11 protein-coding genes and 1 pseudogene are annotated in these 13,607 nt (G+C 70.8%); 2 read left to right on the top strand and 10 right to left on the bottom strand.

Going from position 1 to position 13,607, the window contains the following annotated elements:
• Window positions 1–24: 24 nt before the first annotated feature.
• Window positions 25–693 (bottom strand): DJ-1/PfpI family protein, encoded by a 669-nt coding sequence (locus ACF1DX_RS35535; protein WP_391795278.1) that lies wholly within the window; start codon window positions 691–693, stop codon window positions 25–27.
• A 562-nt stretch (window positions 694–1,255) separates the two neighbouring features.
• On the opposite strand from ACF1DX_RS35535, the gene ACF1DX_RS35530 reads away from it, so the two are divergent.
• Entirely contained in the window at window positions 1,256–1,747 is a 492-nt protein-coding gene (locus tag ACF1DX_RS35530; RefSeq protein ID WP_391795277.1) for a hypothetical protein, read from the top strand.
• On the opposite strand, the pseudogene ACF1DX_RS35525 reads toward ACF1DX_RS35530, so the two are convergent.
• The 3 genes and pseudogenes from ACF1DX_RS35525 to ACF1DX_RS35515 form a co-directional block, all read right to left on the bottom strand.
• Window positions 1,666–3,176 (bottom strand): annotated as a pseudogene (locus ACF1DX_RS35525) (alanine racemase). The gene ACF1DX_RS35530 and the pseudogene ACF1DX_RS35525 sit on opposite strands and share 82 nt — an antisense overlap.
• Before the next feature lie 123 nt (window positions 3,177–3,299).
• Window positions 3,300–3,965 carry a transcriptional regulator gene (locus ACF1DX_RS35520; protein WP_391795330.1) on the bottom strand — a complete coding sequence of 222 codons (666 nt, stop codon included), beginning with the start codon at window positions 3,963–3,965 and terminating at the stop codon, window positions 3,300–3,302.
• 129 nt (window positions 3,966–4,094) lie between these two features.
• A complete protein-coding gene (locus ACF1DX_RS35515) occupies window positions 4,095–4,967 on the bottom strand; it encodes a helix-turn-helix transcriptional regulator (protein ID WP_391795276.1) in 873 nt (290 codons plus the stop codon).
• A gap of 188 nt (window positions 4,968–5,155) precedes the next feature.
• Here ACF1DX_RS35515 and ACF1DX_RS35510 point away from each other — a divergent pair, with 188 nt between their 5' ends.
• Window positions 5,156–5,917, top strand: coding sequence for an SDR family oxidoreductase (locus tag ACF1DX_RS35510; protein ID WP_391795275.1), 762 nt, complete (start codon window positions 5,156–5,158; stop codon window positions 5,915–5,917).
• A 330-nt stretch (window positions 5,918–6,247) separates the two neighbouring features.
• Here ACF1DX_RS35510 and ACF1DX_RS35505 read toward each other — a convergent pair whose 3' ends face one another.
• The 6 genes from ACF1DX_RS35505 to hisD all read right to left on the bottom strand — a co-directional run bounded on the left by ACF1DX_RS35505 (window position 6,248) and on the right by hisD (window position 13,520).
• Window positions 6,248–7,921: a glycoside hydrolase family 13 protein gene (locus ACF1DX_RS35505; protein ID WP_391795274.1), complete on the bottom strand. Its 1,674-nt coding sequence runs from the start codon at window positions 7,919–7,921 to the stop codon at window positions 6,248–6,250.
• On the bottom strand, window positions 7,918–8,775 hold the full coding sequence (locus ACF1DX_RS35500) for a nitrilase-related carbon-nitrogen hydrolase (protein ID WP_391795273.1): 858 nt from the start codon (window positions 8,773–8,775) through the stop codon (window positions 7,918–7,920). Before ACF1DX_RS35500 ends, ACF1DX_RS35505 begins: the two co-directional genes overlap by 4 nt.
• A complete protein-coding gene (locus tag ACF1DX_RS35495; protein ID WP_391795272.1) occupies window positions 8,772–9,581 on the bottom strand; it encodes a carbohydrate ABC transporter permease in 810 nt (269 codons plus the stop codon). Before ACF1DX_RS35495 ends, ACF1DX_RS35500 begins: the two co-directional genes overlap by 4 nt.
• The gene (locus ACF1DX_RS35490) at window positions 9,578–10,603 is read right to left on the bottom strand and encodes a carbohydrate ABC transporter permease (RefSeq protein ID WP_391795271.1); all 1,026 of its coding nucleotides are present in this window, start codon (window positions 10,601–10,603) and stop codon (window positions 9,578–9,580) included. The genes ACF1DX_RS35495 and ACF1DX_RS35490 overlap by 4 nt, the downstream gene beginning before the upstream one ends.
• Window positions 10,600–11,961 (bottom strand): ABC transporter substrate-binding protein, encoded by a 1,362-nt coding sequence (locus ACF1DX_RS35485; RefSeq protein WP_391795270.1) that lies wholly within the window; start codon window positions 11,959–11,961, stop codon window positions 10,600–10,602. Before ACF1DX_RS35485 ends, ACF1DX_RS35490 begins: the two co-directional genes overlap by 4 nt.
• Before the next feature lie 239 nt (window positions 11,962–12,200).
• Complete coding sequence (gene hisD, locus ACF1DX_RS35480; RefSeq protein WP_391795269.1) at window positions 12,201–13,520, bottom strand: histidinol dehydrogenase; 1,320 nt, start codon at window positions 13,518–13,520, stop codon at window positions 12,201–12,203.
• Window positions 13,521–13,607: the final 87 nt, after the last annotated feature.

Here is a 13,607-nt window from a genome sequence, read left to right as displayed (position 1 = left end):
GGCGCTCGTCGAGGGGCTCTGCGATCAGGGCCGTTGCCAGACTGTTCCGCGGGCCTCGTACTCCAGCATGACCTCGACGCCTGTCGCGGCGTCCGACCCCAGTTCGCGTCCGACCAGCCACAGGCTCAGGTCCAACCCTGAGGTGATACCTCCGGCGGTGACGAGATCCCCGTCGTCGACCACGCGGGCGTTCTTGAAGACACCGCCCTGTCCTTCCAGGTACGCCTTCGCGCCGTGGTGCGTGGTGCACGGGCGTCCCTTGGTCAGTCCGGCCGCTGCCAGCAGCACCGCCCCAGTGCAGAGCGAGCTGATCGTCAGCCCGCTGCGGGGAGCGGCGGCAAGTGCTCGCGGGATCGCGCCGCTTTCGATCTCGGCCCAGATGCCGGGGCCTTCGCGACGTGCGTAGCCGCCACCCGGAACCACGACCAGATCCGTATCCTGCGGAGCCCAACGGTGTTTCACGTGGATTCCCGTTCCGTACGCGCAGCGGATCAGTCTCGGCCGACCGGTCGTGACGTAGCGGACTTCGACCCCGCTCGCGCTGTGCATGGCGGCAGCCGAGAAGACCTCGTACGGAGCGATGCAGTCCAGTTCCTCGACTCCGTCGAACATGATGATGTCGACACGCAGTGGTCTCGTCCTTCGCGAGGCACCTCCCGCTGCTTCGACGCCTGAAGCCGTGACTGTGAGCATCCCCGCTCCCAGGGCTGCCGCCCCTGCCGTTGTCGTCCGGCGTAGAAAGTGCCTGCGCTTCACGAGGTGCCTCCTGTGTGTGGCTGTCATCCGGTCTTGAGAACCGGGAGGTGGTACTTGGGGCCGCTGACAGAACAGGAGTCGTTCCAGGCGGGGTTCGAGTTCCCGCGCCGACGGGAGCAGCTCGACGCGGACCCGGATCCGATGCGAGTCGACAAACCCTGTGAGCGTCGCGAGTGGGCCCGCGAACGTGACAGTGGGTAGTCGAGCAGTGCACTCCGCACGCAGCGCGGATTCGAGGTGGCCGGCGTTGGCCGGCTCCGGACGGAGTGGGCCCGCCCTTCGTCACCCGGGCCGCCTGCGCGCGCATACGGGTCTCGGCGGGAGAAGTCCCCAGTGGCGTCTGGCGGTGGACGGCTTCACCCGCTTGAAGGGCTGCGAGGACCAGGCACGGTGGCCGGGACCTTGACCGAGACCGTGACGACGTCGATCGCGGCGTCCTGGATCATGGCGACCGGGCCGGTGAACCACGTCTGTTCGCCGAAGGCTCCCGCGGCCTCGCGTGCGCTTTCCTCCTGCCGGATGGCGAGCGCTGTCGGCCACGGGCCGATACGGACACAACATCGCCCACCAGGCCTTCACCGCCACCGCACTCCCCGACCTGCTCGGCGAGGACGGAGCCGAACAGGTCACCGGGGTGGCCGCAGCGGAACTCCGCACGGCGCCCAGCCGCTGTCCCGACGATGCCTACCTCCGCTCCCTGGTCGCCGAACTGGCGGCGACCAGCACGCGCTTCCGCGACCGCTGGGAGCGGGGAGAGGTCGGCGCCTGGCGCTCAGCGGTGAAGCGCATGCGCCACCCCACGCGCGGCCGGCTGGGGTTCGACATCGAGATGCTCCACGACCCCGAACGGGACCACTGGATCATGCTGTACTCGCCGCGCTCCACCGAACGAGCCGGTGTGCGTATCGGTCACCAGCCGGTGACCCGCGGCCAGACGCTGTGGATCTCCGGTGCGGTACTCGTGGGCCGGATGCCGTCGATGACGTGGTAGGTCTGGTGCTGGGCGGCGGTGGCGCAGGCGTGGTTGGGCAGGACCCGCAGGCGGGTGCCGACGGGCAGGTCGGGAAGGCGACCGCCGTCGCGGGTGGTGAGGGTGCCGTGTTCCTGGCCGGCCGCGGTCATGACCAGGTCGGGAATGAGGTTGCCGTCCAGGTCGGTGACCAGGCCGTAGCCCTGGTCCTGCGCCTGGGCGGCGGTGCCGCGGTCGCGGGACATGGCCATCCAGCCGCCGTCGGTGACGATCCAGCCGTATTCGGGGCGATGGCCGATGACGGTGACGACGACCGACAGGGCGATGTCCTCGACGTGGCAGACACCGAGGCCGGCCATCACCAGGTCGAAGAAGACGTAGTTGCCGGCGCGTAGTTCGGTGACGCCGGTGAGATCCTCGGCCGCGTGAGCGGTGGGGGTGGAGCCGACGCTGACGGTGGCCACGGGCAGGCCGGCAGCGCGCAGTCGCTCCGCCGCGACGACGGCGGTGTCGCGTTCGTTCTTCGCCGCGAGGCGTTGTTCCTCGGCGCTGTTGGCGAAGTAGGACTCGCCCGCGTGCGTCAGCACTCCGTCCAGACATCCCGCCCCGTGCAAGACGCGTCCGATCTGGACGAGTTGCGGCGCGTCGGCCGTGAGACCACCGCGGTGGCCGTCGCAGTCGATCTCGATCTGGGCGGGAAGGGACAGGCCGGCCTCCCGGGAGGCTCGGGCGACGAACTGTGCCTGCTCCGTGCTGTCCAGCAGGATGCGCAGGGTGACGCCGCGGCGCAGCAGTTGGACGATGCGCGGAAGTTTGGGGGGGCGTCGGCGCCCATGCACGAGATGTGCGTGCCGGGCCGGACCCACGCGGCCTCGAACAGCGGGGGAGTGCCGGCCCGGGCGGTCGTGGCGGTGACGATCACGTCGGCCCGGGCACAGGCTTCCTCGGCGTTCACGCTGCGCGCATTGTGCCCCCGGGCCGTCTGCACCGCGGCCATCCGCTCGGCTCGCTCGGCTGTGCGTCCCACGACCAGGACCTCGGCGATGGGCCGGACACGGCTGACGGCCGCGATCTCGTAGCCGGCCTGATGACCGGTGCCGAAGACGGCCAGCGTGGTGGTGCCGGCGCGGGCCGGCAGGTCGACGGCCAGAGCGTCGGCGGCGGCGGTCCGGTAGGCGTTCGCGGTACCGAGCTCCAACACGGCCGCGACCCTGCCGATCGTCTGGTCGAACAGCAGCAGGGTGGAATGATGCCGTGGTAGTCCGTGATCGGTGTTGCCCGGCCAGTAGGTGCCGATCTTCACCCCAGCGTGGGTCGCGGACGCGGCCGGCTTGAGGGTGAACCGATTGCGCGGATCGGACCCGTGTACGGCGAGAGCGGGAAAGGCCGCGCTCTCGACCGTGGCGGTGAATGCGGAGCGGGCCGCTTCCAAGGCCGGAGCCTCGTCCACGACCGTGGCTGTCCGCTCCTCGGTGATGTGCAGAAGAGGGCGGGCGGCCGGCCGCAGGCCAGGGGCGGACGGGGCGGCGGGCCCCGGACCCGTGGCCGAGCGTGCTGCATCCACGAGTGCCCCTTACTTGGCGTAGTTGTAGACGGTCGCCCGGGACACGCCCAGCAGATCCGCGATGGCTTGTGCGGCATCACGCGAGTCGAAATAGCCGTCCTGGCGCAGCTGTCGCACCAGCGCCTTCTTGTCCTCCCGGCCCAGCGACCTGGGTGTCGCGCCCCGCTCCGCCGCCAGCTCCTCCACGGTCCGGCGTAGTTCGCGCGCGCTGCGATCCCGCAAGGACTCCAGAGCCTGCTCGCGGTGCTCGGTGTCCGTCGCCACGAGATTGGACAACGCGAGCGTCACCGGGGACAGCACCGACACGTCCAGGTTCAGGCAGAGCGCCGCGATGTACTCGCCGGAGGCGTTCTTGATCCCGATGGACGTGCTCTTCGCCGGGCGGCCGTCGGGGAACTGATTGGGGTAGTTCTGGATCACGCTGGGGTAGCCGGGATCCTCGATGCGGGCCAGACCCAGCTCGGTGACGGAGTCCCCGACCTCGCGGCCGGAGAGGTTGTTCTCGATCACCCGGATCGCGTGGCGCGGATCACGCAGGTCGTGCAGGACCACCTCGCACAGGCCGGGGAACATGCGGCCCAGTGCAATGGCGATCCTCTCCGCCTCGCGGATGAGGTGCTCGTCCGCCCCGGCCGCGTTCGAGGTGACGACGTCCCTGGAGTCGCCTTTCTCCACACCGTCGACGACGTCTGTCACCTGACCGCCCTCACTCAGCTCTCGTAGACGCAATGTCTAAATCTGGATATTGAGTCCATGAATGGTCTCGGGCATTGTCCAGCAGGCGGCTGGGGGGCGCGGCCGGCGTCAGGAGGCCCCTGGACGCGGGTCGGCCGCCGGTGCGTCCTGTGCCGTGCCGGAGGACTCGGTGTACGACAGCGCGGCGAGGAGTCGCAGCTTCTCGTCGCTGTCGCTGTCCTTGTCCGGGTAATAGACGACGAGGATGACGTCGTCGATGGGGAGTTTGTCCCGGTAGAGGCGCAGTTCACCCACGACCGGGTGGTGGACCGTGGTGGCGCCCCCGTCGAGCCTGCGGACGTCGTGGCGGGCCCACAGGGTGCGGAACCGCTGACTGGACAGAGCGAGCTCTCCGACGAGTTCGACATATCGGGGGTTGTCGGTGTCGTCCCCGATGGTGGTGCGAAGGGCGGCGACGAAATCCGCTGTGGCCTTCGCCCAGTCCTGGTGGAAGGCTCGTTCCTCGGGATCGAGGAGGAGAGAACGAAGCCGGTTCCGGCCGGGCTGAAGGCGCGGGGAAAGCGCGACGGCCATGGGGTTGGAGGCCAGGACGTCGAACGCACGCCCTTCGACGAACGCGGGAATCTGAAGGTGGGCGAGCAGCTCGTGCACCCGCGTCGGCACCTGCTCGGGCCGCTTGCGGCGCGGCGCCCCAGGACGTGCCGTAGCCAGGCCGAGCAGATACGCCCGCTCGACGTCGTCGAGCCGCAGGACACGCGCGAGTGATTCGAGCACCTGTGGCGAGGGGTTCCTGTCACGGCCTCGCTCCAGGCGCAGGTAGTAATCGGGACTGATTCCTGCGAGCAGGGCGACTTCTTCGCGGCGCAGTCCGGGGACACGGCGGTTGCCGCCGGGCGGGAGGCCCGCCTGTGCCGGTGAGACCAGCTCGCGCCGGGCACGAAGGTAGCTGCCGAGCCGGTTGCCGGATTCCCCATCCTTCATACCGACACCGTAATGCGGTCCACCCGCATGAGAGGGGGCCCTGACAGGACCAGGGAAAACGGGAGCCCTGCCACACGCGGCAGAAGCCGTCGAGACTGCAACAGCACCGTTGCGGAAGCGACGGGAAGAGCACTGTTCGCGCCGAGGGCCGGTACGCCGAGGGCGCTCTGCATCGAAGGGACGATTTCGTGGATCTCTCCAGTCGCACCGTTCTCATCGTCGGCGGAACTTCGGGTATCGGGCGGGAGCTGGCCCGGCGGTTCACCGCGGCGGGCAGCACCGTGATCGTCGGCGGCCGCAGCACGGAGGCACTGACGGAACAGGCCGCGGAGGGCATCGGCACGATCAGCGTCGACGTCACCGACGGGGCCTCGGTCACCTCTGCTCGTGACGCCGTGCTCGCCCGGTACCCCGGGCTGGACACCGTGATCACGATGGCAGGCGTCATGCACATGGAGGACCTGCGCGACCCCGGGCACTTCGAGGTGGCCGCGACGACGATCGACACCAATCTGCTCGGCACGATCCGGGTCATCGACGCCTTCACTCCGCACCTGGTCCGGCAGGGCGCCGGCACCTTCGTCACCGTTACCTCCGGCATCGGCTTCCTGCCGTTCCCGCCCATGCCCAGCTACGCCGCGTCGAAAGCCGCGGTGCACGCCTACTCCGAGGCGCTGCGCGCGCAACTCGACGGCACCGGCGTAGGCGTCGTCGAACTGGTCCCCCCGGCCGTCGCCACGGCGGGCCAGGAGAAGGTCAACCCGCACGCACTGCGGCTCGAAGACTTCGCCGCCGAGGTCATGCAGTTGCTCTCGCAAACTCCCACCCCTCGCGAAATCCTCGTGAAGGGCGTCCTGATGCACCGCTGGGCCGAGCGCGACGGCACCTACGGCGACCTTGTCGCACAGCGCTCCAAGGCCCTGGCCATGCTTCCCGGCCGCCGGGGCTGAGGCGCCCCTTCCTTAGCGGTCGATGTCCTCCTGTCCGCTGCCGTGCATGGAGGAGTCGATGAAACCCCGGACGGCGGACTTGCCGCGTCCGTCGGCCGCTTCGGTGTCCGCGGGTACGCGCACCTCCCGCGCGGGGCCGACGGCGGCGGTCCGGTCGCCCCGCGCCGGCCCGGCTGTCGACCGACTCGGCTGTCGACCGACTCGGCCGACGGCGCGGTATCGCCGCCGTTCGGTCGCTTCCGTCGCTGTAACCATCGTTCACTCCACAAGGGGAGAAGAAGGCACCCCCCTCGCGACCAGGCATTTTGGACGGCTGGGAATCTTTCGCGGCTACTCCCTGACGAACCAGACCGTCCCCTCGGCCGGCAGTCGGTCGCTCACTGCCGTCGAGGCGGTCAGTATCCGGACCCCGGACGGAAGGGGCACCGGCTCGGCGGTGAGGTTGGCCAGGACCTCGACGGAGCCGTTGGCGAAGCGCAGCAGCCCGGGCGGCGACGGCAGCCAGCGGAGCTCTCCCGCACCCAGCCCGTACCGGCGGCGCAGTGACAGCAGGCGGCGGTAGAGGCTGAGGGTCGAGTCGGGATCGTCGCGTTGGGTGTCGGCCGCGTAGGAGGCGTAGGAGGAGGGCTGAGGCAGCCAGGTGTCGGAAGTGCTGCTGAAGCCCAGGGCGGGGCCGTCGGCGGTCCAGGGCAAGGGGACCCGGCAGCCGTCACGGCCGCGGATACGGTGTCCGGAGCGCTCCCATACGGGGTCCTGCCGGGCGGAGTCGGGCAGGTCGGTGACTTCGGGCAGGCCGAGTTCCTCCCCCTGGTAGAGGTAGGCGGAGCCGGGCAGGGCCAGCATCAGCGCGGTCGCGGCGCGAGCACGGCGCAGGCCGAGCGCGTGGTCGGGCTGGGGGTCGTCGGCGCCGACGCCGTGCTCCAGGGCGACGGGGCCGTCGTAGCCGAAGCGGCTGGCGTGGCGCATGACGTCATGGTTGGACAGCACCCAGGTGGTGGGGGCGCCCACGGCGTCGTTGGCGGCCAGGGACTCGTCGATGACGCGGCGCAGGGCCGCCGGCTGCCACGGAGTCTCCAGGAAGCGGAAGTTGAAGGCCTGGTGCATCTCGTCGGCGCGGATGATGCGCGCGGCGCGCTCCGGGGGCAGCCAGGCTTCTGCGCACAGGATGCGGTGGCCGTCGTAGCCGTCCAGCAGTCGGCGCCAGGCGCGGAAGATGTCGTGGATGCCGTCCTGGTCCCACATGGGCGGCATCACACCGTCGACCGGTTCGATGACCCCGTGGGTGGGGTGCGGCCAGTCCGGCAGGCCGGGGGCTTTGACGAGGGCGTCGCAGACGTCGACACGGAAGCCGTCGACGCCGCGGTCGAGCCAGAACCTGAGCGTCGTCTCGAAGTCCTCGCGCACGGCGGGGTTGTCCCAGTTCCAGTCGGGCTGGCCGGGGTCGAACAGGTGGAGGTACCACTGCCCGGGGCTGCCGTCGGCCTCGGTGACGCGGGTCCAGGCGGGGCCCTCGAACATCGACGTCCAGTCGTTGGGCGGCAGGTTGCCGTCAGGGCCGCGGCCGTCGCGGAAGTGGAACAGGGCCCGTTCCGCGCTGCCGGGCGGCGCCGCCAATGCCGCCTGGAAGGAGGGGTGCTGTGCGGAGCAGTGGTTCGGGACGAGGTCGACGACGACGCGGATGCCCACCGCGTGGGCGCGGGCCAGCAGGGCGTCGAAGTCGCGGAGGGTGCCGTAGCGCGGGTCGACGTCGCGGTAGTCGGCGACGTCGTAGCCGCCGTCCACCTGCGGGGAGGGGTAGAACGGCGAGAGCCACAGGGCGTCGACGCCGAGATCGGCCAGATGGTCCAGGCGGGCGGTGATGCCGGGCAGGTCGCCGGTGCCGTCGCCGTCGCTGTCGGCGAAGGAGCGCGGGTAGATCTGGTAGATGACGGCCGTGCGCCACCAGGCGTCGTCCGCCGCGGGGCCGGTGGCTGCCGGCGCGGGCGTGGTGTCGGCTGACGTCATAGCTGAGGGCTCTCCTGGGCGTAGAGGTCGGTTCGGCGGTCGCGGAGCAGGTCGTTGTGCGGGGAGAGGGACTTGTCCCGGGAGAGGTGGAGGAAGACGTCGGTGACGGCCCGGTGCCGTGTCGCGGCGGTCGCGGTGGCGGTGATCCAGCCGTACTGGTTGATGACGGCCGTCCCCTGCGTCCAGGCCTGCCCGCGTTCGGTGCCGCCGCGGTCCGCGCAGGCGATGTAGACGCCGTTGGCGCGTGCGGCGGCCTGGGCCTGCACGATCTCGGCGGGGCGTTCGCCGACCGGGTGCTCCTCCAGGGGCCAGTTGGTCGGTACGGCGATCAGATCGGCGCCCGCCGTGGCCAGTCGGCGGGGCATCTCCGGGAATTCCAGGTCGTAACAGATCAGTACGCCGATACGGCCGTGCGCCGTGGTGACGACGGGGGCCATCTGCTCGCCGGGAGTGAAGAACAGCGTCTCGCGGTCCCACAGGTGGGTCTTGCGGTACACGGCGCGTACGCCATCGGCGTCGAGGACGGCGGCGCTGTTGTACAGCGTGGGGCCGCCGTCCTCGCAGAAGCCGAGCACGACGACGGTACGGGTGCCGGCCAGCAGACGGGCGAGGTCGGTGAAGAAGGCGTCGCCGGGTGTGATCGACGTACGCCGTGCCTCGTCCGTGTCGGCGAACACGTAACCCGATGTGGCGAGTTCGGGCAGGACGACGATGTCGGCCCGTTCGGAGAGGGCGCGCCGGACGGCGTCGATCGCCAGTTCCTTGTTGTGGGCCAGATCGCCGACCCGTGGCGCGAGTTGCTCGCACACCACACGAGCGACGCCACTGTCCGGGTTCGGGGCGGGCGCGGTCATTTGACGGCTCCTTCGGTCAGGCCGCTGATCAGGCGCCGCTGGAGGAAGACATAGGCCAGCAGCACCGGCAGGGCGACCAGGACGGCGGCGGCCGCTGTCACGGCCGGATCACTGGAACGGGCGGCCCCGGAGAAGAAGGACAGCGCCAGCGGCACGGTCTGCACCGACGGGTTGTCGGGGACGAGGATGAGCGCGAGGAGGAACTCGTTCCACGTGAACAGGAACAGCACGGTGCTCAAGGTGGTGATCGCGGGCCCGGCGATGGGCAGGACGACCAGGCGCAGGCTCTGCAGGCGGCTGGTGCCGTCGATGCGCGCCGCTTCCAGCAGCTCCACCGGGACGGAGGCGAAGAACGACCGCATCCACAGCACGCCCAGCGGCACCGACAGCGCGATCTGCGGCAGGATCAGCGCCCAGTAGGTGTCGATGAGACGCCATCCGGTGAGCAGCTCGTACAGCGGCAGCACGGTCACCTCGTAGGGCAGGACCAGCCCCACCAGCAGCAGCGCCACGATGACCTTGCCGCCGGGCACCCGCATGGTGGCGAGCGCGTAGCCGGCCAGGGCGGCCAGCACGACGGTGACCACCACGACGGTGACCGACACCAGCGCGCTCGACAGCAGGGCGGAGCCGAACCGGCCCTGGGTCCAGGCCGTGGAGTAGCCGGCGAACGACAGCCCGCCGGACGAGCCGGCCACCCCCCGCAGGGACGAGACGATGATCGACGCCAGCGGGAAGACGGCGACGACGGACGCGAGGACGAGCAGCGCGTGGGTGGCGATGCTCTCGCTCCGGGCGATCCTCATGACGACTGCACCTTCCTGTCCGGCGTGCGTGGCCCGGTGAACCGGCGCCGCGGGCCCTCGCGTTCGCGCAGCGCCAGCTGGACGACCACCACGACGAGGAGGATCACCAGCGTCAGCACGATGGCCAGGGCGGAGGCGCGGCCGAGCATGCGGTTCTGGAACGCGTCCTGGTACACGTACAGGCTGGGCACGGTCGTGGTGGTGCCGGGGCCGCCCCGGGTGGTGTTCCAGATCAGGTCGAAGTTGCGCAGCGCGAAGGTGATGGTGAGGATCAGCGCGATCGAGATCTGCGGGCGCAGGGCGGGCAGGGTGATCGCGAAGAACTCCCGCACCGGCCCGGCGCCGTCGAGGCGGGCCGCCTCGTAGGTGGAGCGGTCGATGGCGACGATGCCGCTGAGGAAGAGCACCATGCACAGCCCGTACTCCACCCAGGTGCCGATCACGCCGATCGACGGCAGGGCGGTGTCGAAGTCGCCCAGCCAGCTGGTGGCGAACCGGCCCAGTCCCACGGCCCGGAGCACCGCGTTGACGGGGCCGTCCTCGGCGAGCAGGTTCCGCCAGGCGACGGCGACGACGACGCTGGACAGGATCTGCGGCAGGAACAGCACCGCCCGGAACACCGTCAGTCCGTACACCCGGATCCGGGACATCGCCCCGGCCAGCAGCAGGCCGACACACACCGGCAGGGCGGCGTAGAAGAACAGCAGGACCAGTGAGTGCAGCAGTGCGGCGCGCAGCCGGCCGTCGGTGAAGACGGCCGTGTAGTTGCCCCATCCGACCGGCGTGCCCACGGTCAGACCGTCGTAGGCGTAGAACGAGTACCAGACGGAGATGCCGATGGGGTAGAGCACGAAGACGCCGAAGAAGGCCAGGGCCGGGGCGACGTACAGCAGCGAGGTCCAGGACAGGGAGGACAGGCGGGTGACGGAGGAGGGGCGGCGGCGCCGGCGGCCGGCGCCGCCCCTGGCGGGCGGTGCGGAGGTGGCGGTGCCCGGTCCGGTGGTGGGGGCCGCGGTGCTCATCGCGCCTGCCTCGCCGTCCGCCAGGAGGCCTGGACCGCCGTCATGAACTCCGAACTGCTCGTGCGGCCGGACATGACCTCCTGGAGCTTGCCGCCCATGACGTCGAGCATGTCGGTGGCGGTCCAGTCGTAGTAGCCGACCTGGGTTCCGGCGGTGATGGTGCGCTTGAGCGCGTCGAGGGTCTGGCTCTGCAGGCTGTTGCCGCCTTTCACGCCGTCGGTGACGACGGGAAGCCGGCCGGTGTCGAGGATCTCCTGGCCGGTCCGCGGGGTGTGCAGGGCGGCGAGGAAGGCGACCGCGGCGGGGGTGACCTCGGAGGAGGCGGAGATGTGCCAGGGCGAGGCGGTGGCGCCGGCGCCACCGGTGGTCAGGGCGCCGAAGCCGAACTTCTCGGGGTCGAGCGTGGCGCCGTTCCACGATCCGCCGACGAAGAAGACGCCCGAGCCCTTGGCGAAGCGGGAGATGGCGTCCTCGTTGCTCAGGCCGTCGTAGCCGGAGCCGAAGTACCCCTTCTTCGCCCAGTCGGCCAGCGTGCCGGCCGCCTTCGCGTTGCCCGGGGTGACGAAGGTGGTGCCCGCCTTGCCGCCGATCCAGTCCCGGATCGAGGCAGGGGACTGCTCGGTGACGGCGAGGTCGGAGAAGATGTGGGTGGCGGCGTACTGGTCGCTGTTGCCCAGCATGATCGGCTGCTTGCCGGCCTTCTTGACGAGCGGCAGGTCCTTCTCCAGGTCGGCGAGGGACCGAGGCGGCCGCAGACCGAGTTCCTCGAGTTGGGCCTTGTTGTAGTAGATGCCCTGGACCTCGCTGACGGGCGACATGCCGTAGAGGTTGCCGTTGCCGAACGCGGTGCCCGAGCCGTTCCAGCGGGCGGGGGCGAGGGTGCTGGCACCGGTGCCCGTGATCCAGCCGTAGGCGGCCGCCACGTCGTCCAGCGGCCGGACCAGCTTGGCCTTGACCAGCGCCCCGTCGACCGCGTAGCCGATGTTGCCCTGGAACAGGTCGGGCGGGTTGGTGCCGGAGGCGGCGTTGACGACGGTGGCGACGAGGTCGTCGAAGCTCTTGTAGGTGATGTCGACCTCGACATTCGGATACCGCTTCTCGAAGGCCGGCACCACGGACTTCATCAGGGGTCTCTCCGCCTGGTCCGCCCACATCCGCAGCGTGACCTCGCCCAGCTCGGCGACCTGCGCGGGGGTCACCGGGTCGGTGACGGCGAGCTGGTTCGCCCCGGCTGGGCTCTTGCCCGCCCCGGGCGGACTGCATCCGGCGCAGGCCAGCAGGGCGGCCAGCGCGGTGACCGCGGCGGCGACCGGGACGAACCGGGGCGGGCCCGCCCCTTCACGACGTACGGATTTCATGGGTGCACCGGTTCTCTGTACGGGATGGCTGGGTCGTGAGGTGGGGGGGACGAGGGGGCCCGGACCGTCCCGGGGCGGCGAGAGCCCGGAGGGCCGGGGCGGGACGAACCACTGGAGTTCACTGCTGTGGACGGAGCGCCCGGTGGCCCGCCGGCACCCTGATACGGAGTGTCGTGGTCCGGGGCGCGACGGCGCGGCCCGCAAGGGGCGGCACCTCGGTGCCGGGGGAGCGGGCGGGGTCAGCCCGCGTAGGTGCGCAGCCGCAGGGTGGCCGTGGCCTCGTGGGCGGACATGCCTTCGCTGGCGGAGATGACCTGGACGGCCTCGGCGAGGAGCGGGGTCGCCTCCCGGGCGACGCGCTGGTAGGTGAGCGGCTTGAGGTAACGGGAGACGGACAGCCCGGCGCTGTGCTTGGCACCGCCCGCGGTCGGCAGGGTGTGGTTCGTGCCGGCCATGCCCTTGTCCGAGTAGGCCACCGTGCTCCAGTGACCGAGGAAGAGGGAACCGTAGTTGCGCAGCGCGTCGTGGTACCAGTCGTCCTCGGCCGTGTGCACCTCCAGGTGCTCGGGCGCGAACTCGTCCATGACCGCCACGGCGTCCTCCCGGCTGCCTACCAGGACGACCGAGCCGTGGTCGCGCCAGGCGGGGCCGCAGATGTCCCGCGTCGACAGGGCCGACAGCTGTCGTTCGACCGCCGCGAGAACCTCCCGCCCCAGCCGTTCGGAAGTGGTGACGAGGGCGGCCGGGGACGTCGGACCGTGCTCGGCCTGACCGAGCAGGTCCGCCGCGACGGCCTCGGCGTCGGCCGTTTCGTCCGCGATGACGGCGACCTCGGAGGGGCCCGCGAGCAGGTCGATGGCGACCGTGCCGAACAGCTGGCGCTTGGCCTCGGCCACATAGGCGTTGCCCGCGCCGACGATCATGTCGACGGGCGCCCGATCCAGCAGGCCGAACGCCATGGCGGCCAGCGCCTGCACGCCGCCGAGGACGTAGAGGTGGTCGATCCCGGACACGTGGGCGGCATAGGTGACGGCGTCGTTGGCGCGACCGTCCGGCTGCGGCGGAGTGCATCCCACCACCGTGGGGACACCCGCGACCTTGGCGACGCCCACGGTCATGAACGCGCTGGCCGTGAGCGGGAAGCGCCCGGCCGGCAGATACGCCCCGACCGCGCCGACGGGTACGTAGCGCTGCCCGACCAGCAGCCCGGAGGCGATCTCCTCCTCGAAGTCCGTCAGGTGCGCGCGCTGGAGCCCGGCGAACCGCCGGGTGCGCTCGGCACCGAGTTCGATCGCCTCCCGCAGGTCCTTGGGCAGCCGGTCGCCGCTGCGGGCCACCTCCGCCGCACCGAGTTCGACCGGGCCGTCGGACTGGCCGTCGAGGGAGCTCGCGTAGCGGCGGATCGCGTCCATGCCGTGGCGCTCGATGTCCGACAGCATGCGGCTGACGGTCTCGATCACCTCGGGGTCGCGCTGGGCCGGGGGAGCGTCCACACCGGGAGCCTTGAGCAGGGTGAAACGGTCGGCGAAGGCGGTGGTGAAGCGGTGGCTCAATTTCATACCGCTGAGCCTGAGGCAGCACCTCCTCAAGGACAACCCCGGATTGTCCTCGACCTCACATAGGGCGACCCTATGGCATGATCCTCG

The sequence above is a fragment of the Streptomyces sp. NPDC014676 genome (assembly GCF_043084105.1).
GTDB lineage: Bacteria > Actinomycetota > Actinomycetes > Streptomycetales > Streptomycetaceae > Streptomyces.
This window is presented reverse-complemented; position numbering and strand designations above follow the sequence as displayed.